Here is a 21,498-nt window from a genome sequence, read left to right as displayed (position 1 = left end):
CAGAGCAATCGAGGAATGGAAAATGAAATCGTTCAACTATACGCGCGCCGTTTCGGCGGCGCTTATCGGCGTGGCCACGCTGGGCACGGCCGGCGCCGCGCGAGCCGACATCAAGGACTACGAATTCCAGTTGGTCGATCCGACCCTGCAGATGGGAGCGGACAAGGTCATCACGGTTCGGCTGGTCAACAAGAAGACCGGCAAGCCGGTGCCGGACGCCGTGATTTTCGCCACCCGGCTGGATATGGCGCCCGACGGCATGCAGGAGATGGCGACCAAGGTCACCGCCGTACCCGGCGGCGAGCCGGGACTGTACAAGTTCAAGGCTACTTTGAGCATGGCCGGCCGCTGGCAGCTTTCGCTCGGCGCCAAGGTGCAGGGCGAAACCGGCGCGGTCGAAAACAAGCTCGTCGTCACGGCACAGAAATGACGCGCGCCCTTGTGATCGGCGCCGCCGCTGCGAGTTTTGCAGCGGCGGGCATCGCCATTTTCGCTGGCGGCATCCCGTGGTCGAAGCCCGCGGGCTACGCCGTCTCGCGCGCCTCCGCCGCCGACGGCAGCGCGCCCATCTATTACCAGCATCCGGACGGCAAGCCGTTCTATTCGCTGACGCCGAAGAAGGCCGAGGATGGCCGCGATTATCGCGCCGTCCCCGCCGGGGCCGATATCAGTTTCGACGACGCGCCCGAGCCGATGCCGGTCGAGCGCGCCGAAGCGAGGGGCGACCGCAAGATCAAATACTACCGCAACCCGATGGGGCTGCCCGATACGTCGCCGACGCCGAAGAAAGACTCGATGGGGATGGACTACATCCCCGTCTATGAAGGCGAGGAGACCGACGACGGCTCGATCAGGCTGTCGCCCGGCCGTATCCAGCGCACCGGCGTCAAGTCCGAACCGGTGATGCTGCATATCGTCAGCACGCTGGTGCGCGCGCCCGGCACGATCCAGCTCGACGAGCGCCGCGTCTCCGTGATCGCGATGCGCGCCGAAAGCTATGTGCAGAAGGTCGCCGACGTGACCACCGGCAGCCGCGTCGCCAAGGGCCAGCCGCTGATGGAGATCTATAGCCCCGCGGTCTCCTCTGCGGCGGCCGAATATCTGGCGACCATCACGTCCAAGACCACGGCGGCGATCGAAACCTATGGCCGCGGCTCCCGGCAGCGGCTGATGAATCTCGACGTGCCGGAATCCGCGATCGCGACCATGGAAAAGACCAAGGCCGTCCCGATCGTGATCCAGTGGTCGGCGCCGCGCGACGGCATCGTGCTGGAGCGCAATGCGATCGAAGGCATGCGCGCGCAGCCCGGCGATGTCTTGTTCCGTGTTGCTGACACCTCGCTGGTCTGGGCGGTCGTCGACGTGGCGGAACGCGATATCGGCGGCATCACTGTCGGCCAACCCGTCACCGTGCGCGCCCGCGGCTTTCCCGGCCGCGCCTTCGCCGGCAAGGTCAGCGTGATCTATCCCCAGGTGAACCGCGAGACCCGCACGGTCCGTCTCAGGATCGAGCTCGATAACGCCGACCTGGCACTGCTTCCCGACATGTATGTCGATGCGGAGATCGAAATCGGCAGCCAGAATCCCGTGCTCGCCGTCCCTGATAGCTCGGTGCTCGACACCGGCAACCGGCAGACGGTCATCATCGACAGAGGCGGCGGCCGGTTCGAGCCACGCGAGGTCAAGGTCGGACATCGCGGCGGCGGATATGTCGAGATCACCGACGGCATCGGCGAAGGCGAAGCGGTCGTGACCTCGGCCAACTTCCTGATCGATGCCGAAAGCAACCTCAAGGCCGCGCTGAAGGGCTTTTCCGCGGCCGGCGCTGCGCCGGACACATCGCCAACCACCGGCATGGGAGGACGGCCATGATCGCGCGCGTCATCGCCTGGTCGGCGCGCAACCTGTTGCTGGTGCTGTTCGGCACCGGCTTCGCCGCGGCGGCCGGTCTCTATGCGCTGCTCCATCTGCCGCTCGACGCCATTCCCGATCTCTCCGACACGCAGGTGATCGTCTACACCGAATATCCGGGTCAGGCGCCGCAGGTGATCGAGGATCAGGTCACCTATCCCCTGACGACAGCGATGCTGACGGTGCCGAAATCGAAGGTCGTGCGCGGCTTCTCGTTCTTCGGCGTGTCCTTTGTTTATGTGATCTTCGAGGACGGCACCGACATCTATTGGGCACGCTCGCGCGTGCTCGAATTCCTCAATGGCGCAACCTCGCGCCTGCCCACCGGCGTGACGCCGACGATCGGACCTGACGCGACCGGCGTCGGCTGGGTCTACCAATACGCGGTGATGTCAAAGGAATTGAACCTCGCCGACACTCGCACGATCCAGGACTGGAATCTGAAATTCGCCCTCGCCAAGGCCGAGGGTGTCGCCGAGGTCGCCAGCATCGGCGGCTTCGTCAAACAGTACAACGTGATCCTCGATCCGCAGCGGATGCGCGACCGCGGCATCACCATGCAAAGGATGCGCGAGGCGATCCGCGCCAGCAACGCAGATGTCGGCGGCCGCACCGTCGAACTCTCCGAATTCGAGTATGTCATCCGCGGCAAGGGCTACATCAAGGATGTCAACGACCTCGGCAACATCGTGCTCAAGGTCAACAACGGCACGCCGGTGCTGCTGCGCGACGTCGCCCGCGTCGAGCTCGGCCCGGACGAGCGGCGCGGCATCGCCGAGCTCAATGGCGAGGGCGAGGTGGCGAGCGGCATCGTGCTGCAGCGCTTCGGCGTCAACGCGCTCGACGTCATCGAGAACGTCAAGAAGCGTTTCAGTGAGATCGCGACCAGCCTGCCGAAATCGGTCGAGATCGTGCCGGTCTACGACCGCTCGAACCTGATCAATGCCGCCATCGATACGCTGAAGCACACGCTGGTCGAGGAGAGCCTCGTCGTCGCCCTCGTCTGCATCGTGTTCCTGCTGCATGTCCGCAGCGCGCTGGTCGCGATCCTGATGCTGCCGGTCGGTGTGCTGATGGCCTTCGGCGCGATGAAGCTGCTCGGCATCGGCTCCAACATCATGAGTCTCGGCGGCATCGCGATTGCGATCGGCGCCATGGTGGATGCCGCCATCGTCATGATCGAGAACGCCCACAAGCATCTCGAGCGCGCCAAGCCCGGCCAATCGCGCATCTCCATCCTGATCGACGCCGCCGCCGAGGTTGGGCCGGCGCTGTTCTTCAGCCTGTTGATCATCACCGTGTCCTTCATGCCGATCTTCACGCTGGAATCGCAGGAAGGCCGGCTGTTCAGCCCGCTCGCCTTCACCAAGACCTTCGCGATGGCGGCCGCCGCGCTGCTGTCGGTCACGCTGGTGCCGGCGCTGATGGTGATCTTTGTCCGTGGCCGGATCATTCCGGAGCACAGGAATCCGATCAACCGCTTCCTGATCTGGATCTACCGTCCCGTCATCAAAGGCGTGCTGCGTGCCAAGACCCTCGTCGTCCTGCTCGCGCTCGCCGTCCTCGCCGTCACGGTCTGGCCGGCACGGCAGCTCGGCACGGAATTCATGCCGAACCTCAACGAAGGCACCCTGCTCTACATGCCGACCACGCTGCCCGGCATCTCCGTGACCAAGGCCGCCGAGCTGATGCAGATGCAGGACCGCATCATCCGCTCCTTCCCCGAGGTCGCCTCCGTCTACGGCAAGGCCGGCCGCGCGGCGACTGCGACCGACCCCGCGCCCACCGAGATGTTCGAGACCATCGTCAACCTGAAGCCCAAGGAGCAGTGGCGGGCGGGCGTCACGGTCGACAGCCTGATCGCGGAGATGGACAAGGCGCTGCAATTCCCCGGTGTCTCCAACGCCTGGACCATGCCGATCAAGGCGCGCATCGACATGCTCTCGACCGGCATCCGCACGCCCGTTGGCGTGAAGGTTGTCGGCACCGATCTCGTCGAGATCGATCGTCTGGCCAGGCAGATCGAGCAGGTCCTGAAAGCCGTGCCGGGGACATCGTCGGCCTATGCCGAGCGCGGCATCGGCGGCTACTATCTCGAGATCACGCCGGACCGCACGGCGCTCGCGCGCTACGGCATGGCGGTCCAGGACGTGCAGGACACGATCGCGACCGCGCTTGGCGGACAGACGGTGACGACGACGGTCGAGGGCCGGCAGCGCTTCACCGTCAACATGCGCTACCCGCGCGATCTCCGCGACAATCCGAAGGCGATCGGAAGCGACATCCTGGTGCCGATGCCGGCCGGCGGCGCGGTACCGCTCGGAGAGGTCGCCACCATCCAACCGGCGCGCGGGCCGACCTCGATCCGGACCGAAAACGGGCAGCTCGCCACCTACATCTATGTCGACATCCGCGACCGCGATCTCGGCGGCTATGTCACTGAGGCGCAGCGCGCGGTGCAGGCGAGCATCCAGTTTCCGCCGGGCTATTATGTGATGTGGAGCGGCCAGTACGAATATCTCGAGCGCGCGATGGCGCGCCTGAAGATCGTGGTGCCGGCGACGCTTCTGATCATCTTCCTGCTGCTCTATCTCAACTTCCGCTCGGTGACCGAGACCGCGATCGTCATGCTGTCGCTGCCGTTCGCGCTGGTCGGAGGTCTCTGGCTGATGTGGTGGCTCGGCTTCAACCTCTCCGTTGCCGTCGCCGTCGGCTTCATCGCGCTGGCGGGCGTTGCCGCCGAGACCGGCGTCGTGATGCTGATCTATCTCAACCAGGCGCTGGCCGAGATCAGGGAGCGTCGCGCCGCCGAGGGACGCGCGTTGACCCGATCAGACCTGCGCGAGGCCATCATGGAAGGCGCGGTCGAGCGCGTCCGGCCAAAGATGATGACGGTGGTCGCGATCATGGCCGGCCTGCTGCCGATCATGTGGAGCACCGGCACCGGCTCCGAGATCATGCAGCGGATCGCGGTGCCGATGATCGGCGGCATGGTCTCCTCGACCCTGCTGACGCTGATCGTGATTCCCGCGATCTTCGGCATCGTGAAGGGCTTCGGTTTGCCGGCCGACGATCAGGATCAATCAGAGCCGCCGGCCACAGGGCCGGCGACGGTAGGCAAGGCGCGCGTTCTGGAACTGGCCGATTGATGCGATCATCACTTCGCCAGCGGCTTCCCCGCCGTCTCGGGTGCCATCGCGATGATGGGCAGGCCGACCACATAGATCAGCGACAGCAGCGAGATCGCGAGCGGGTAGCTCCCTGTCGTTGCGGCGAGCGCGCCGATCAGCGTCGGACCGGCCGCGCCCAATACGCGTCCCATGCTGAAGGCAAAGCCGGAGCCGGAGCCGCGCAACGCGGTCGGAAACATTTCCGGCAGCCAGATCGTGAACAGGCCGAACACACCGTTGGTGAAGAAGCCCAGCACGGGAAGCAGGATCAGGAACAGCGTGAGGCTCTCGAGATGCTCGATGGCAATCTCGTAGCTCACGACCACCGAGATCAGCGACCCTACGAAGAACAGCACCGCGGTTCGGCGGCGGCTTGCGAGATAGCCGGTGATCCAGGGCATCAGCAGGCAGCCGATCAGCGTACCGACATTGGTGATGAGACCGGCGACCGCGCCCATCTGCTGCGCGTGGGCGGGCGTCGCACCGGCCGCGACAAGCTTGGTGATCACCACCGTCGGCGCCCAGAAGTTCGAAGACCAAAGGCCGAAGATGATGCAGGCCATCAGCAGCGCCGCCGCCCAGGTGGTGCGCGCCTGTTCGCCCGAGAACAGTGTCGCGACGGATACGTGCTTCCGCACGCGGCCGTGGGCCGGCTCGGGAATGTTGCTGCGCAGATATGCGATCAACAGTGCCGGCAGGATGCCGAGCAGGAACATGCCGCGCCAGCCGAGCAGGCTGCCGCCGATCAGCGTGACCGCGGCGGCGAGAAACAGTCCGGTCGGCGTTGCCGTATGCAGCCAGCCGGCCAGCTTCACCCGCGTCTCCTCCGGCACGGACTCCTGCAGCAGCGGCGTGCCCGCAGCCCATTCGCCGCCGACGCCGAAGCCGGCCATGAAGCGAAACAGGGCGAACATCACGACGCCGGTCGCAAGCCCACACAGCGCCGTGAACAATGAATAGACCAGCACCGTCCAGCACATGATGCGGACGCGCCCGTAACGGTCCGCCGCCCAACCCCAGACCATCGAGCAGGCCCAGCCGAGCATGAAGATCGAGAACAGCAGGCCGCCATAGATGCCGATATTGGCGCGGCTCGGCTCGATCCCGCTCGCCGGCAGCAATTCCGTGAGCGCGCCGACCAGGATGTAGCTGTACATGGAGGAGTCGAAGCCATCGAGCATCCATCCGAACCAGGTCGCCCAGAACACTTTCCTGGGCGAGACCGCCCCGCCCTCCTCGATCGGCGACGCGATCGTCTCGATGGCACTCTCGGTCATGTTTCCTCCACGTTTCTTTTTGGAGGCCGGACTATGACCGTGTTTGTACGATGGGACATCTCCGGCAAATGGGACGGAGGCATCTTGTGGGAGAATGGCAGCAAGCTGCGACGCCGTGCGCAAGCAGGCGATTCTTTTCGACGGGACCGCGGAGCAATAAAGCAATATACAGGGCCGTGAACAAAGTCCGCGCCGGGTTCGTTGTATGGACAGTGGCGCAGCAAAGGTGGAAGCGAGACGGCCGTGCGACGAATTGAAGACCAAGTTTTCCTGCTGCTGCTGTTCGTCGTCACCGTGGCGTTCGCCTGGATCCTGCAGGCGTTTTATGGCGCCGTGCTGTGGGCCGTGGTCGTCGCCGTCATCTTCGCGCCGGTCAACCGGGCGCTATTGAAGTCGGTGGGCGGCAGGCAGACTCTCGCCGCCTCGATCACGGTCCTGCTCATCATCGCGATGGTACTGCTGCCGCTCGCGATGATCGCGACCTCCCTGGTTCGGGAAGCCACCGGCCTCTACGCAAAGATGCAGTCCGGGGAGTACGACTTCTCCGGCTACGTCCAGCGGGTGTTCGATGCGCTGCCGGCGTGGGCGACCGGCTGGCTGGATCGCTTCAATCTGGGCGATCTTTCGGCGCTGCGCGAAACGTTGACGTCCGGCCTCATGAAGGGCGGACAGGTTCTGGCGCCTCAGGCGCTCAGCATCGGGATGAACACGTTCGACTTCGTGATCAGCCTCGGCATCATGCTGTATCTTCTGTTTTTCCTGCTGCGCGACGGCAAGGCGGTGGCGGACCGAATCAAGGAGGCCGTTCCTCTTGGCGCTGACCAGAAGTCGGCCCTGTTCACGAGATTTGCGGATGTGGTCCGCGCCACCGTCAAGGGCGGCGTCCTGGTTGCGATGGCCCAGGGCGCGCTCGGCGGGCTGGCCTTCTGGTTCCTCGGCGTTCATGCGCCGATCTTGTGGGCCGTGCTGATGGCCTTCCTGTCGCTGTTGCCGGCGATCGGCGCCGGGCTGGTCTGGATTCCCGTCGCCATCTATTTCCTGGCCACCGGCGCCATCTGGCAGGGCCTCGGACTGATTGCCTATGGCGTGCTCGTCATCGGCCTCGTGGACAATGTGCTTCGTCCGTTCCTGGTCGGCAAGGACACCAAGCTGCCCGACTATGTCGTGCTGATCTCCACGCTGGGCGGCATCGAGGTCTTCGGCCTCAACGGCTTCGTGATCGGTCCGCTGATCGCCGCCATCTTCATGGTGGCATGGGAAATCTTCGCCGCCTCGCGGCGGACGTCCCACGACAAGGCGTGATCCTCTACTCCGCCGCCACCGCGATCGCTTGCGGCACCACGCCCTCGTCACCCAGCCCGGCAAACCGTCGCAAGGCTCCCGCCATCCGCACACGCCCGCTGACACCGGTGATGATCACATCGACCATGACGAAGGAGGAGTGGAAATGACCATGCGCGTCGAGCTGCTCGACCGGCACACCGGCAGCTGCAAGCGCGTCGGCATAGGCGATACCCTCGTCATGCAGCGGATCGAACTCGCACGCCACCACGAAAGCCGGTGGCAAGCCATCGAGCCTGCCGCGTAACGGCGAGGCACGCGGATCGGTCCGGTCGGCCGGCGAGCAGTAGATGTCCCAGAACCAGTACATCAACGACCGCGTCAGGAAATAGCCGGTCGCATTGTCGGTGTAGGATGGCCGGTCGAACCTGCAATCGGTGACCGGGCAGATCAGGAGCTGGCCCGCGATGTCAGGGCCGCCGCGATCGCGCGCGAGCTGGCAGGTGACGGCGGCGATGTTGCCGCCGGCGCTCCAGCCGGCGACCAGCACGGGTCCCGGCACGCCGCCGAGCTCGGCCGCATGCTCGGCGATCCAGCGCGTCGCGGCATAACCATCCTCCGCCGCCGTCGGGAAGCGGTGCCAGGGTGCATGCCGATAGCCGACGCTGACGAAGATCATTCCGCTCCGCCGGCACATGTCGCGGCAGAACGGATCGTCCGATTGCTCATCGCCGAGCACCCATCCGCCGCCATGGAAATAGACCACGATCGGATGCGGCCCAGGCGTCGCCGGCCGATAGAGCCGGTACGGCAGCGGACCGTCATTGCCGGGAAGCGTGCCGTCGACGATCTCGCCGACCGGACGGCCCGCGGGACGGCCCTTGTTGAACTCGTCGAGGAAGTCGCGCGCGCCCTGGGCGCCCATCGACTCGATCGGCGGCAGGTTCATGTCCGCGAGCATCCCGAGCACCAGCCGCACATCCGGTTGCAGACGCACGACCTCGCCATCATTGCATTGCTCGGCAACACCGGGCCCGGTCAGCCTGAAGCCGAGCATGCCGCGGCTGACGATCTCGTTGCAGATGCTGCGATAGGGGCCGACGCCGCCGGTATAAGGCATCACGCCCCACGCCTTGCCGGGAACATTGGCGCCCGTGTACCAGGTGTTGGCGAGCCGATGCAGCGTGACCGTCGCGCAGTCGGCCATGTGCCGCGCCCAGCCGGCCTGCGCCGTCTCGGTGGCCTCGATGGTGGTGAAGCCTGCCTCGCGCAGCGCGATCAGCCGATCGACCACCCAATCGATGTGCTGCTCGATCGACACCGCCATGTTCGACAGCACCGACGGGCTGCCAGGGCCGGTGATCATGAACAGATTGGGGAATCCGGCAACCGTGAGCCCGAGATAGCTCTGCGGTCCCTGCGCCCAGACGTCGGACAGCGACTTGCCATGACATCCCGTGATCGGATGCACCGCCCTGATGGCGCCGGTCATCGCATCGAAGCCGGTGGCGAACACGATCACATCGAGATCGAAGCTGCGCTTGTCGGTCGCGATGCCGGAGGCCGTGATCTCCTTGATCGGCTCCTGCCGCAAATTCACCAGCGTGACGTTGGGACGGTTGTAGGTAGCGTAGTAATTGGTATCGAGACAGGGACGCTTGGCGCCGAACGGATGATCGTACGGGGTCAGCGCTTCGGCCGTCTCGGGATCCTTCACGACTTCGCGGATCTTTTCGCGGATCAGGTCGGCGACCAGCGCATTGCCATCGACATCGACGCCCTGGTCGGCCCACAGTTGCGTCAGGACGTGGACGAGATCGCCGGCGGCCCACGCCTTTTCGAAACGCTCGCGCCGCTCGGCATCGCTCAATTGCCAGCTCACCACGGTCTGCTGCGGATAGGGGACGCCGGTGAGCGACCAGCGGGCCTGCTCGCGATAGCCGGCACGATCGCCCTCCAGCATCGCGAACCGATCGGCCGGCGGCGGGCCGTTGTGCGCGGGCAAGGCAAAGTTCGGCGTGCGCTGGAAAACGGTGAGCTGCGCCGCCTGCTCCGCGATCACCGGGATCGACTGGATCCCCGACGATCCCGTGCCGATGACAGCGACGCGCTTGCCGGCGAGGTTCACCTCCTCATGCGGCCAGCGGCTGGTGAAGTAGACCTCGCCCTTGAAGTCCTTGACGCCGTCGATCTCCGGCGGCTTGGGCGCGGAGAGACAGCCCGTGGCCATGATGTAATGGCGGCACGAAACGGCAGCACTATTGTCTGATGTGAGCAGCCAGCGTTCCGCGGCCTCATCCCACGTCGCCGCCGTGACCTTGGTGTGGAAGCGGATATGGCGCCTGAGATCGTAACGATCGGCGACGAAACCGAGATAGCGCAGGATTTCCGGCTGCGTCGCATATTTCTCCGACCATTGCCACGCGCGCTCCAGCTCCGGATCGAACGTGTAGCTGTAGTCGATGGTCTGGATGTCGCAGCGCGCGCCGGGATAGCGATTCCAGTACCAGGTGCCGCCGACATCGTCGGCCTCCTCCAACGCCACTGTCGTGAAGCCCGCCTTCGACAACCGATGGAGAAGATAGAGACCGGCAAACCCGGCCCCGACCACTGCGACGTCGACCCGTTGCGCCGTGCCGTTTGTCGCCTCTGAAGCACGTGCTGCAACCATTGCGTCTGGCATGCCATCCTCCCGTGCATTTGATTTTTCGTGAGGCTACATCCGCTTTCCCCGGCTTGTCATCGGACAAATTCAATCTTTGGTTGGTGCGCTGCAGCTACTCCTTGTTCTTGTTCGGAAACAGCCGAGCGCGACGCGGCGCTGACATGCGGCAAACAGCCGTCGCCAGCCGGCATACGAGATCGTTCTGTGAACTTGTGCGGAGGAGTTCTCCCGATGCCGGCGCCCGTTAGCGAGCTTGGCGCAGCATTGGAAACAGCGGCGGCGACGTTCCCGCCTGGACGGTGCCGAGAACCTCGAAGCCATATCGCTGATACAGCGGGATGTTGGCCGGGTTGGTGGATTCGAGATAGGCGGCAACGTGATCCCGGTCGAACAGCCGGACGGCGTCTTCCAGCAGCGCTCCGCCACAGCCCTTGCCGCGATACAGCGGATCGACACCGATCAGCGGCAGATACCAATGCGCTTCGCTCGGATGATAGGCCGCCATTCCCTCGAAAACCGCGGCCATCTCGGACTCCCGCCCTGCCGGCATGGTCGCGGCAAGCGCCGCCTCATCCGGTTCGATGCCCGGCGGCAGCCACAGCGCCACCCCTGCATAATCGTCGACACGGCGTGCGGTATCCTGCTCGAACGCGCGGCCGCCGAATGCGCGCACGAGAGCCCGGAAGGATGTGAGATACTGGTCCGGATCGGGATAGGTCCAGCGCGTTACCGGATCGGCGCTGAAGGCAAGTACAAGTACAGAAATGGCCCGCTCGATATCGGCGGACCCGACAGTGGCTATCACCGGACGAGAAACTGCATTCGCGGCGCTCATCACACGATCTCCAGTCCGGCCCAATAGCCGGGTCCAACGGCGCGCCGAAGATCGAATGACGAACCTGTGGTGTCAATCGGGAGAGGCGGTCAACAAGACGTGCGCTATCGGTTCGTCCTCGACATGGTCACGGAACCGATCGGAACCATCCGGGCAAGCTTCGTCATGATCGTCGAGGCGCCCCAGTGTCGATTGACACGGACGACGGCAAGGAGTTTATTTCCGTTCACGGGGATCAGGCGATCTCCCCGCGAGGCGACATGCCCAAGTATCGCGTCCTTAACTCGTGAGGGACGCAGCATGTCTTCATACACCTCGATTTCTCCCGACAAGCTTTCACGATTGATCGGCACGGCCAGCGTGCCTGCGCTGATCGACGTCCGCCTCGATGACGACTTCGCGGCGGACCCGCGCCTGATCCCGGGCGCGATCCGCCGCTCGCATCTCGATGTTCACGACTGGGCACGAGACCTCGCCGGACGATCCGCCGTCGTCATCTGCAACAAGGGCGAGAAGCTCAGCGAAGGCACCGCCGCCTGGCTTCGCCACGATGGCATCGCGGCGGAGATTCTCGAAGGCGGCCATCTCGGCTGGAAACAGGCCGAGCTGCCCACCGTCCCCGCCGACAGGATTCCGAAGCGTGACGGCCGCGGGCGCACCGTCTGGGTGACGCGATCGCGGCCGAAGATCGATCGCATCGCCTGTCCCTGGCTGATCCGCCGTTTCGTCGATCCCGCCGCGGTCTTCCTGTTCGTGGCATCCAGCGAAGTGGTCGCGGTTGCCGAGCGCTTCACCGCCACGCCGTTCGACATCGAGAATGTGTTCTGGAGCCACCGCGGCGAGCTCTGCACGTTCGACGTGATGGTGCAGGAGTTCGGCCTCTCGACGCCCGCACTCGAACGGCTCGCCGTCATGGTACGCGCCGCCGACACCGCGCGGCTCGATCTTTCTGCGGAGGCGCCGGGCTTGCTGGCGGCGTCACTCGGCCTCTCGCGCATGTACGACGACGACCTCGAGCAGCTCAACGCCGGCATGCTTCTCTACGACGGCTTCTACCGCTGGTGCCGCGATGCGACCAGGGAGACCCACAACTGGCCGACCAGCAAGGTGAAGCCATGACCGACCTCACCGCAGATCCGAAGGCAGCTTCGCACGACGAGGCGCACGGCATCGCCTTTACTGACGCGCTTGCGGTCTGGCTGCGCGTCGCGATCTTGAGCTTCGGCGGGCCGGCCGGGCAGATCGCGGTGATGCATCGCATCCTCGTCGAGGAGAAGAACTGGATTTCGGAGGCGCGCTTCCTGCATGCGCTCAACTACTGCATGCTGCTGCCCGGGCCCGAGGCGCAGCAGCTTGCAACCTATATCGGCTGGCTGTTGCACCGGACCGTCGGCGGGATCGTGGCGGGAGGTCTGTTCATCCTGCCCGGCGTCATCGCCATCATGGCGCTGAGCTACATCTACGCCGCCTACGGCAATGTCGGCTTGGTCGAGGCGCTGTTCTTCGGCCTCAAGGCGGCCGTGCTCGCGATTGTGATCCAGGCGGTGGTCCGGATCGGCAAGCGCGCCCTCCGCAACCGCGTCATGATTGCGATCGCGGGAATCGCGTTCGTCGCGATCTTCTTTTTCGCTGCGCCGTTTCCCTTGATCGTCGTGGCTGCCGGCGTGATCGGCTACATCGGCGCGCGGCTCGGCAGGCCGGAATTCGCCGCCATCGAGCATGGCGGAAAGAATGCCGCCGCGATCGACAGCCTGCTCGACGAGACGGTTCCGGAGCACGTTCGGCCCAGCGCGTCCCGGGCGCTGCGCGTCGGCGCCATCTGGCTTGCGCTCTGGCTCGTTCCAGTCGCCGCACTGCTCATCGGCCTCGGTCCGTCGAACGTCTTCAGCCAGATCGCGATCTTCTTCAGCAAGATGGCGATGGTGACGTTTGGCGGCGCCTATGCCGTGCTGGCCTATGTCGCGCAGCAGGCGGCCAACTACTATCACTGGGTCTCGCCTCGCGAGATGCTCGACGGCCTCGGCATGGCCGAGACGACGCCGGGACCGCTGATCATGGTCGTCCAGTTCGTAGGCTTCATGGCGGCATTCCGTGATGCAGGCGGGCTGTCGCCGATGCTGGCGGGCACGCTCGGAGGGCTGCTCGCGACCTGGGTCACATTCACGCCCTGCTTCCTCTGGATCTTCCTCGGCGGTCCCTACATCGAGACCATGCGCGGCAACAAGGCGCTCGCCGGCGCGCTCTCGGCGATCACCGCCGCGGTCGTCGGCGTCATCCTCAATCTCTCGATCTGGTTCGCGCTGCACACGATCTTCCGGCAGACCGTCCCAGTGCACGGGTTCGGTCTCTTCTTCGATGCGCCGGTGCTGCGCAGCGTGGATTGGCCGGCGCTGGCGCTGTCGATCGCGGCAGCGATCGCGATCTTTCGCTTCAATGTGGGAATGCTTTTCGTGCTCGCGGCATCGTGCATCGCTGGCGTGCTGCTCCGCCTCGTCGGCATCATCTGACCGAGGCGCATGAGGCGGCGAGCGGAATGGCGGTAACAGCAAACAACGGGCTGAGGGCACAAGCCGGGAGCAAGGACCATGATGCGACTGATCTCTGGAGCAGCCCTTTGCCTGACAATGGCGGGCGTGCTGTCGCCTGCTTATGCCCTGACGCAACAGGAACTCGTCGCGAAGCTCGAGTCCGCGGGCTACTCGCAGGTCGGTGAGATGAAATCGACCGCCGAAGGCATTGTCGTGAAGGCCGTCAAGGATGGCAAGGAAGTCCAGATCGTCGTCGACAGCAGCGGTCAAATCAAGGAGCGGCGGTAGAGCTGCGCGCTGCGGTCGCAAGTATCTCGAATACCTGAACGCCAACAAGAGGAGCCAATCCCCATGACCATGAAAACTCTCTTTGCCATTATCGCCGCGGCCCTGCTGTCGCCGAGCCTTGCACCGGCGCAGCCCGTCGACTGGAACATCTTTGCGGAGCCGTTCATTTCGGGCGCTCACGCGCAGTCGATCGATTGGAAAAAGGTGGACACAGCGCTCGGCAAGACGGCAACCGTCAGCGGCGAGGTCCATCGCTATGGCCTGCCGCGGTCCGATCTGCATGTCACGCTCGACGGCGTAACGATCAAGCCCGCGCTCGCGCTCGGCGGCTGGGTGGCCTTCGCTCCGATGGATGGTCAGGCGATGGTGATGGGCGATCTCGTCCTGCTTGATTCCGAGATCACCCCTGTCATGACCAAGCTCCTGAACAGCGGGCTGGACATCACCGCGATCCACAACCACATCCTGCGCGCTTCGCCGGCGACGTTCTACATGCATGTCGGCGGACATGGCGATCCGGTGAAGCTCGCCACCGCGATCCACGAGGCGCTGTCGGCCGGCAGCAAGACGCCGTTCGAACCGCCGGCGACCACTGCCGGTCCGGCCCCGACCGTCGAACTCGACACCGCGAAGCTCGACGAGATCATGCACGCCAAGGGGACCGTCACCGGCGGCGTCGATCAGTTCACGATCCCGCGCCGCGAACCGGCGACCGAAGCAGGCATGACGGTCACGCCTGCGATGGGCGGCGCCAACGGGATCAACTTCCAGCCGACCGGCGGCGGCAAGGCCGCCATTACCGGCGACTTCCTCGTCACCGGCGATGAGGTCAATCCGCTCATCCGGGCGCTGCGCGCCGGCGACATCGAGGTGACCGCGATCCACAGCCACATGCTCGACGAGCAGCCACGGATGTTCTTCATCCATTTCTGGGCCAATGACGACGCGCTGAAGCTCGCCCGAGGCATCCGCGCTGCGCTCGACAAAACTGCGGTGGCGCAGAAGTGAGAGGGGGCCTATGGCTGCGCCCGCCGCGATTGGAGCGGGTCCATGATCCCCACGGATGCTGCCGCTCACGATAAGTCCCGCGAGCTCCTGCGCGTGGAAGAGCTCACCAAGCGCTACGGCCCGGAAACCGCGGTCGCGCATGTGTCATTCTCCGTCGCGGCCGGTGAAATCCTTGGCATTGTCGGTCCGAACGGGGCCGGAAAGACGACCTTGCTGGAAGCGCTCGTGGGCCTCATTGCAGCGGAGCAAGGCGCCGCGTTCTGGTGCGGAGAGGAGTTGCCGCCGCCGCGGAGAAAGGAAGCGCTGTTCTATCTGCCCGACGGCATATGGCCCTATCAGGACCGGTTCGCGATCGACGTCATGACCTTCTTCGCCCGGGTCTACAAGCGGACGGACGCGCAGACAGCCGCAACCATCAATGCTGTCGGATTGACGCCGGTCCTTGGCAAGCGCGTGCATTCGCTGTCCAAGGGCTACAACCGCCGACTGCTGCTCGGGCTCGGCCTGCTGACGCCGCACGACGTGCTGGTGATGGACGAACCGTTCGATGGCTTCGACATCAGGCAGACGCGCGCCATCATCGACGTGATCCGCCGGGAAGCGGCACGGGGACGCACCTTCATCCTCGCCATCCATCAGCTTGCGGACGCCGAGCGGGCCTGCGACCGCTTTCTGCTGCTCGCCGGAGGAAAGGTGCGCGGCATCGGCACTCTCGGCGAGCTGCGCGCAAAAACCGCGCTGGCGAGCGGTTCGCTGGAGGAGATTTTCCTTGCGCTCACCTGAACCATATCGCGCTCGCGAGGCGCCGCTGGCGCCACTGCTCGCAAAGGAGCTGGCCGAGATTGTCTGCGGCCGGGCGCTATGGACGATGCTGCTCCTGGTCTGTCCATTGATCGGCTACAGCTTCGTTCAAGCCGTCTCGCTCTATGGCGAAGCAAGCGCGTCCGCGCAGCAATCTCCGGTATTGGCGGCGAGCCTGTCGCCGCTCGACGGCGTCCTGGTGCCGACATTCGGCGCGTTCTACGTCGCGGTCACGCTGCTGTTTCCATTCGTGGCGATACGCGTGCTGGGCCAGGAAAAGGAGTCGGGCGCACTGCGCCTGCTCGTCCAGTTGCCCCATCGATCCTCGACCCTCATTCTTGCCAAGCTCGCCGCCGTGCTCGCGGCCTGGATCCTGGTTAGCATCCCGGCCGTTTCAGCACTCGCGATCTGGGTGATGATGGGCGGGCATCTTGCGGCGTCCGAGACCGTCAATCTCCTGTTCGGCCATCTCCTCTACGGCCTGCTCGTGGGGGCGATTGCATTATTCGCCGCGACCATTGCCGACAGCTCAGCGACGGCCGCGATCGTCGCGCTGGCGGTGACGATTGGATCATGGGTGCTCGATTTCACTCTTGCCGGCCACTCCGGCCTCGCCGCCGTTGTCGCACAACTATCACTGACGCAGGCGCTGCGACCGTTCGAACAAGGCTTGCTCTCCGCCGGGCTGGTGCTCGGCGTGACCAGCACAATTGCAGGCCTGTCCGCCCTCGCGTCCGTCTGGCTGCCGCCCGGCGTGCCAACGCAAATCAAGTGCACGCGCTCCGTCCCATGCGCGCTCGCCATCTTGCTGGCTCTCTGTCTGCCGACGCAGATCAGGCAATCAGTCGATGTCACCGAGGACCGGCGAAACTCCTTCCCGGCTGCCGACCAGCGGCTGCTCGCCACGCTCCGATTGCCTCTGATCATCAAGGTGAATCTGGTACCCGAGGATCCGCGCTACGCCGATCTGCAGCGCAACGTGCTGGCGAAGCTCGATCGGGCCATGCCGAACGTCTCGATCGTTGTCGTCGGTAGTCACCGCGATGCGGCCAGCCAAGCGGTCAACGATGCTTATGGCGAAATCGAATATTCCTACGGCGCCCGATCGGATATCAACCGCTCGACCAGTCCGCGCGAAGTCCTACCGCTGCTGTATGGCCTGGCCGGTGTGCAACCGCCTCCGCCTGCACCTGGTGACGAATATCTGGGCTATCCGTTGGTCGCCACGGCGGATGCGACACTGTTCTGGTTTGTCGGCGGACTACCGCTGTTGATCGCGGGCGCCTGGTGGTGGAGCCGACGTCCGCCGGCCAAATCCCTTCTCACCTACAGAGGAGCTCAATCATGACCGCAGGAGGACGCATCAGGCCCGTCGCCGCTGCGATGGTTGTCGCAGCATTGGTGCTGCCAACACTCGCCGGGCAGCCGGCAAAAATGGACTTCATCGACGAAACCATTGGCGCTGAGCCGAAATCGCTCGTGCCGGTCGTCGGCATCTGGCGGATCGAAAACGATGGCGGCAAGAAGGTGCTTGCGGTGGATGGCCGGCAGTGGAGGGAGGGACAATCGTCTGCCGACATCGCCGACAAGGCGCGCGCGCTTTATGGCGAGCGCTACGCGGAATTTCTCGACCGGGTCCAGGCCTACGCTTACTTCCCCTACGTGATCGCGCCCAACGTCCAGGACTTCACCAACGGCGAGATCACGGTGCGCTTCCAGGGAGTGTCCGGCCGTATCGATCAGGGTGCCGGAATCCTGTTCAACCTGAAGCCGAACGGCAACTACCTGACCGTGCGCGCCAACTGCCTCGAAAACAACCTCGTGCTCTGGAAGTTCGAGAACGGCAAGCGCTCGTCGGTCAAATGGGTGCGCAACACACCGACTGCCACGCGCCAATGGCACGACCTCAAAGTCCGCATCAATGGCACGAAAGTCGAGGGCTATCTCGATGGCAAGCTGTATCTCGAGCACACATTGGCGCAGCCCGTCTCGGGCCGCGTCGGCCTGTGGTCGAAGGCCGATAGCCACGTACAATTCGCCGACTACACCGTCATGGCAGCCGACTGAGAAATGCGCCGTGGAGGATTCGCGGCCGACGCAGCCGATGACCTCGGCCCGCGAGCCTAGGCGGCGACGCGACCGGCCTCCAATTGGAACTCCAAGTCCTCGATGAGCTGCGCCAGCCGTTCGCGCGTAAACAGATCGGTCGGTTCCTGTGCCAGCTTTCGGGCCTGCGCAAGCTTTTGTTCCAACTCTCTACGCTCGCGGCGCATCATTTGGAGCTCCTTGCTACATGGGCTAAGTGAGTCAAATTGATTGGTAGAACTTTACAACTTGTTAAAGCAGCGAGCGCACCGCGTTGCGACGGCTTGGCTGCGCGCGAATCACGTTCCGTCATTCCAGGCCGCGCGTAGCGCGCGCTATGATGTGCAATCGCACATCATAGAATCCCTCGCGCCGCAGGCGCAGGTGGGGAAATGGATTCCGGGCTCGATGCTGCGCATCGCCCCGGAATGACGAAGAAAATTTCGCCAGCGATTTCAAGGTGATTTGGCGCGTCCAGCCCGCGCGCGAAAAACATTCCGCTTCCGTCGTCGGGCAAATCAGTGATTTAACTCCGCGCGTCTCACGGCGGATGAGGGGCGGCTCGCGATCGTCACGAACGTGCGGTGAGATGCGGTGGACGTGATGCGTATGACTGACGAGCATGCGCATGGCGGACGGCGAAGTCGTGTGGTTCTGGCGCCCCGACGCTGGCGCTAAATCTTTGGCGCGAAGAAGTTCGCGCGAGAGATGACGGTGGCAAGAAAGCCCGGTCACCGAGAAGAGCACGAAGTAAGCCGTAAACCATCGCGCAGGGAAAGCCGGTGTTGCTCCGGTTGACCTGTGGTCCTACCCCCGTGCTTTTTGTTGCACGGTGCCCACGGGTGCGACCGGCACCCGGCTTTCCCTGCGCCCTCACTTCGATGAGAGGGTGGAAAGTGAAGCAAGACTCGGACGCAACGCGCCGCGAGAACGCGACCTCATATCCTCTCCTCACACTGTCATGCCCCGCGTAGGCGGGGCATCCAGTATCCTGCGGCCTCTCGGCATAAGACGACCGCGGAGAAGCTGTTTGACATTTGAATCAGTATCTCCTCCCCGTCCGCTCGCAACCACGCGGATGGAGCAGCGCACTCGATCCCCTCACCTTGAGGAGCCTGCGAAGCAGGCGTCTCGAAGGGCGAGGCCACCGGCGGAGCCTCGCCCCCGCCTCCGAAAGGAGGGTGCCGTTAACCCTTTACTAACCATACGCTGGGCAAAAATTGCCGGGTGAAGTCGAGTGTCGTCGGTCGCGTATGACGGGAGGAGATCCCCCGTGGACGCCAGCGCGGTGCCTCACTTTCGGAGCGGCGGTCCGTAAGCCGCCGCGCAGACATTTGGCGGCCGCGGCCGGCGGGCGCGGGGGGATCGGGCTACCATGGTCGACGTGACGGCGGGTCAGGGCACGGCATCCGGCGGCTTCTCCCTGGCCGACATCACCAACGTCCTGAAGCGCGGCGACATCGCGCTCGCCTTCGGCATCCTCACCATCCTGGTGGTGCTGATCCTGCCGCTGCCGTCGATCGTGCTCGACCTGTTCCTGGCGATCTCGATCACGCTGTCGGTCCTGATCCTGATGACCGCGCTGTTCATCCAGGCGCCGCTGGAATTCTCCTCGTTTCCGACCATCCTCTTGATCTCGACCATGCTGCGATTATCGCTCAACCTTGCTTCCACGCGGTTGATCCTGTCGCACGGGCACGAGGGCACGGCAGCCGCCGGCCACGTCATCGAGGCCTTCGGCAATTTCGTGATGGGCGGCAATTTCGTGATCGGGATCATCGTGTTCGCGATCCTGGTCATCGTCAACTTCGTGGTCATCACCAAAGGTTCGGGCCGCATCGCCGAAGTCGCGGCACGCTTCCATTTGGATTCGATGCCTGGCAAGCAGATGGCGATCGACGCCGACCTCTCGGCCGGCCTGATCGACGAGAAGGTCGCCAAGGAGCGGCGCAAGGAGCTGGAGGACGAAAGCGGCTTCTTCGGCGCCATGGACGGTGCCTCGAAATTCGTTCGTGGCGACGCCATCGCGGGCCTGCTCGTGGTGTTCATCAACGTGGTCGGCGGCATCATCATCGGCGTCGCCCAGCAGGGCCTGGGCTTTGCGGAGGCCGCGCGCACTTACACCGTGCTGACCGTCGGCGACGGCCTGGTGACGCAGGTGCCGGCGCTGATCGTCTCGACTGCCGCGGGCCTGCTGGTCTCGAAGGCCGGCGTCTCCGGCGCCGCCGACAAGGCGCTGATGAATCAGCTCTCCGGCTATCCGCAGGCGCTCGGCATGTCGGCCGGCGTCATGATCGTGCTGTCGCTCCTGCCGGGCATTCCGATGATCCCGTTCCTGGCGCTCGGCTCCGGCGCCGCCGCGCTGGCCTGGACCGCGCGCAAGCAGAAGCATGCCGTCAAGGCCGCCCAAGCCGCTGCGGCCGCCGCCCCCGCCGCGGCGGCTGCTGCGGCCGCGGCCGCCGCCGAGGAGCCGATCTCGAGCGCGCTCAAGATCGACGACCTCAAGATCGAGCTCGGCTATGCGCTGCTCCCGCTCGTCAACGGTCCCGACGGCACCGACCGGTTGACCGAGCAGATCAAGGCGCTGCGCCGCTCGCTCGCGGTCGAGATGGGCTTCGTGATGCCGGCGGTGCGCATCCTCGACAACGTCCAGCTCGAGGCCAACACCTATGTCATCAAGATCAAGGAAGTCGACGCCGGGACGGGGCGGATCTGGCCGAACCAGTTCATGGTGATGGACCCCGGCGGCAACCAGGTCCAGGTCCCCGGCATCCACACCGTCGAGCCGACATTCGGTCTGCCTGCGACCTGGGTCGACGCCGCGCTGAAGGAAGAGGCCTCGCTGAAGGGCTACACCGTGGTCGATGCCGCCACCGTGCTGTCGACGCACCTCACCGAGCTGCTCAAGAACAACATGTCGGACCTGTTGTCCTACGGCGAGGTGCAGAAGCTCCTGAAGGAGCTGCCGAAGGAACAAGGCGAGCTGATCAAGGACATCGTGCCGAGCCAGGTCACGATCTCCGGCATCCAGCGCGTGCTGCAATTGCTGCTGGCCGAGCGCGTCTCGATCCGCGACCTCTCGACCATCCTCGAAGGCATTGCCGATGCGCTCGCCTTCTCGCGCAACCCGGCGACCATCGTCGAGCATGTCCGCGCCCGCCTGGCGCGGCAGATCTGCGCGCAGAACACCTCCTACAACGGCTATCTGCCGCTGATCGCGCTATCGGCGCGCTGGGAGCAGGCGTTCGCGGAATCGATCGTGGGCACCGGCGAGGACAGGAGCCTTGCGATGCAGCCGTCGAAACTGTCGGAGTTCATGACCGCGACCCGCAATGCCTTCGAGCAGGCGGCGCGCGAAGGCGAGGCGCCGGTGCTGGTGACCTCGGCGGCGATCCGGCCGTTTGTTCGCTCATTGGTTGAACGGTTCCGCTCGCAGACAACCGTTTTGTCGCAGGCCGAGATCCATCCGCGGGCACGCTTGAAGACCGTTGGTAGCGTGTAACCGCGCACAAATCGGTTGCCGAAAGGCTGTGCATTTTCGCCACATGCAACTGCTTTGTGGAAAATGGCTTAATTTCAACAGCTTATCGGCAAGTCATCGTGACTTTGATCTAAAGCATTGCAATAACTAGATAATATTCGCTTGACC

Annotated in this window: 17 protein-coding genes; 12 read left to right on the top strand and 5 right to left on the bottom strand. The window is 64.6% G+C overall.

The genetic code is table 11. From position 1 onward, the window contains the following. Positions 1-22 precede the first annotated feature (22 nt). Genes I6F35_RS04865 through I6F35_RS04855 form a run of 3 tightly spaced genes read left to right on the top strand, consistent with a single transcriptional unit; the run spans position 23 to position 5,060 of the window. Positions 23-430, top strand: coding sequence for a FixH family protein (locus I6F35_RS04865; protein ID WP_225116521.1), 408 nt, complete (start codon positions 23-25; stop codon positions 428-430). Then, positions 427-1,872 (top strand): efflux RND transporter periplasmic adaptor subunit, encoded by a 1,446-nt coding sequence (locus I6F35_RS04860; protein WP_225116520.1) that lies wholly within the window; start codon positions 427-429, stop codon positions 1,870-1,872. Before I6F35_RS04865 ends, I6F35_RS04860 begins: the two co-directional genes overlap by 4 nt. After that, positions 1,869-5,060 carry a CusA/CzcA family heavy metal efflux RND transporter gene (locus I6F35_RS04855; protein ID WP_225116519.1) on the top strand — a complete coding sequence of 1,064 codons (3,192 nt, stop codon included), beginning with the start codon at positions 1,869-1,871 and terminating at the stop codon, positions 5,058-5,060. The genes I6F35_RS04860 and I6F35_RS04855 overlap by 4 nt, the downstream gene beginning before the upstream one ends. 8 nt (positions 5,061-5,068) lie before the next feature. On the opposite strand, the gene I6F35_RS04850 is transcribed toward I6F35_RS04855, so the two are convergent. Further along, positions 5,069-6,358 (bottom strand): MFS transporter, encoded by a 1,290-nt coding sequence (locus tag I6F35_RS04850; RefSeq protein ID WP_225116518.1) that lies wholly within the window; start codon positions 6,356-6,358, stop codon positions 5,069-5,071. A 243-nt stretch (positions 6,359-6,601) separates the two neighbouring features. Between I6F35_RS04850 and I6F35_RS04845 the strand changes: the two genes are divergently transcribed. Continuing rightward, positions 6,602-7,660, top strand: coding sequence for an AI-2E family transporter (locus I6F35_RS04845; RefSeq protein WP_225116517.1), 1,059 nt, complete (start codon positions 6,602-6,604; stop codon positions 7,658-7,660). Positions 7,661-7,664: 4 nt separating this feature from the next. On the opposite strand, the gene I6F35_RS04840 is transcribed toward I6F35_RS04845, so the two are convergent. Both I6F35_RS04840 and I6F35_RS04835 read right to left on the bottom strand, forming a co-directional pair. Further along, positions 7,665-10,322, bottom strand: coding sequence for an alpha/beta hydrolase fold domain-containing protein (locus I6F35_RS04840; RefSeq protein ID WP_225116516.1), 2,658 nt, complete (start codon positions 10,320-10,322; stop codon positions 7,665-7,667). Positions 10,323-10,548: 226 nt separating this feature from the next. Then, positions 10,549-11,139, bottom strand: a complete 591-nt coding sequence (locus I6F35_RS04835) for a GNAT family N-acetyltransferase (RefSeq protein WP_225116515.1) — start codon at positions 11,137-11,139, stop codon at positions 10,549-10,551. A gap of 300 nt (positions 11,140-11,439) precedes the next feature. On the opposite strand from I6F35_RS04835, the gene I6F35_RS04830 reads away from it, so the two are divergent. From I6F35_RS04830 to I6F35_RS04800, 7 genes are all read left to right on the top strand, one after another. Beyond that, on the top strand, positions 11,440-12,258 hold the full coding sequence (locus tag I6F35_RS04830) for a sulfurtransferase/chromate resistance protein (RefSeq protein ID WP_225116514.1): 819 nt from the start codon (positions 11,440-11,442) through the stop codon (positions 12,256-12,258). After that, positions 12,255-13,646, top strand: a complete 1,392-nt coding sequence (gene chrA / locus I6F35_RS04825; protein ID WP_225116513.1) for a chromate efflux transporter — start codon at positions 12,255-12,257, stop codon at positions 13,644-13,646. The genes I6F35_RS04830 and chrA overlap by 4 nt, the downstream gene beginning before the upstream one ends. 81 nt (positions 13,647-13,727) lie before the next feature. Next, complete coding sequence (locus I6F35_RS04820; protein WP_028162113.1) at positions 13,728-13,955, top strand: PepSY domain-containing protein; 228 nt, start codon at positions 13,728-13,730, stop codon at positions 13,953-13,955. Between the two features lie 63 nt (positions 13,956-14,018). Beyond that, positions 14,019-14,963 carry a DUF1259 domain-containing protein gene (locus I6F35_RS04815; protein ID WP_225116512.1) on the top strand — a complete coding sequence of 315 codons (945 nt, stop codon included), beginning with the start codon at positions 14,019-14,021 and terminating at the stop codon, positions 14,961-14,963. A 42-nt stretch (positions 14,964-15,005) separates the two neighbouring features. Then, entirely contained in the window at positions 15,006-15,746 is a 741-nt protein-coding gene (locus tag I6F35_RS04810; protein WP_225116511.1) for an ATP-binding cassette domain-containing protein, read from the top strand. Beyond that, a complete protein-coding gene (locus I6F35_RS04805) occupies positions 15,733-17,112 on the top strand; it encodes an ABC transporter permease subunit (RefSeq protein ID WP_225116510.1) in 1,380 nt (459 codons plus the stop codon). The genes I6F35_RS04810 and I6F35_RS04805 overlap by 14 nt, the downstream gene beginning before the upstream one ends. Further along, a complete protein-coding gene (locus I6F35_RS04800) occupies positions 17,109-17,831 on the top strand; it encodes a hypothetical protein (RefSeq protein ID WP_225116509.1) in 723 nt (240 codons plus the stop codon). Before I6F35_RS04805 ends, I6F35_RS04800 begins: the two co-directional genes overlap by 4 nt. Positions 17,832-17,887: 56 nt before the next feature. Here I6F35_RS04800 and I6F35_RS04795 read toward each other — a convergent pair whose 3' ends face one another. Together I6F35_RS04795 and I6F35_RS04790 are read right to left on the bottom strand one after the other, a co-directional pair. Continuing rightward, the gene (locus tag I6F35_RS04795) at positions 17,888-18,040 is read right to left on the bottom strand and encodes a hypothetical protein (protein ID WP_225116508.1); all 153 of its coding nucleotides are present in this window, start codon (positions 18,038-18,040) and stop codon (positions 17,888-17,890) included. 118 nt (positions 18,041-18,158) lie between these two features. Continuing rightward, the gene (locus I6F35_RS04790) at positions 18,159-18,479 is read right to left on the bottom strand and encodes a hypothetical protein (protein WP_225116507.1); all 321 of its coding nucleotides are present in this window, start codon (positions 18,477-18,479) and stop codon (positions 18,159-18,161) included. Positions 18,480-19,224: 745 nt separating this feature from the next. Between I6F35_RS04790 and flhA the strand changes: the two genes are divergently transcribed. Continuing rightward, positions 19,225-21,351, top strand: coding sequence for a flagellar biosynthesis protein FlhA (flhA, locus tag I6F35_RS04785; RefSeq protein WP_225116506.1), 2,127 nt, complete (start codon positions 19,225-19,227; stop codon positions 21,349-21,351). Positions 21,352-21,498: the final 147 nt, after the last annotated feature.

The organism is Bradyrhizobium sp. BRP22, from assembly GCF_020194175.1.
Classification (GTDB): domain Bacteria; phylum Pseudomonadota; class Alphaproteobacteria; order Rhizobiales; family Xanthobacteraceae; genus Bradyrhizobium.
The sequence above is the reverse complement of the archived record's forward strand: the minus strand, read 5'-3'. Positions and strand labels throughout refer to the sequence as shown.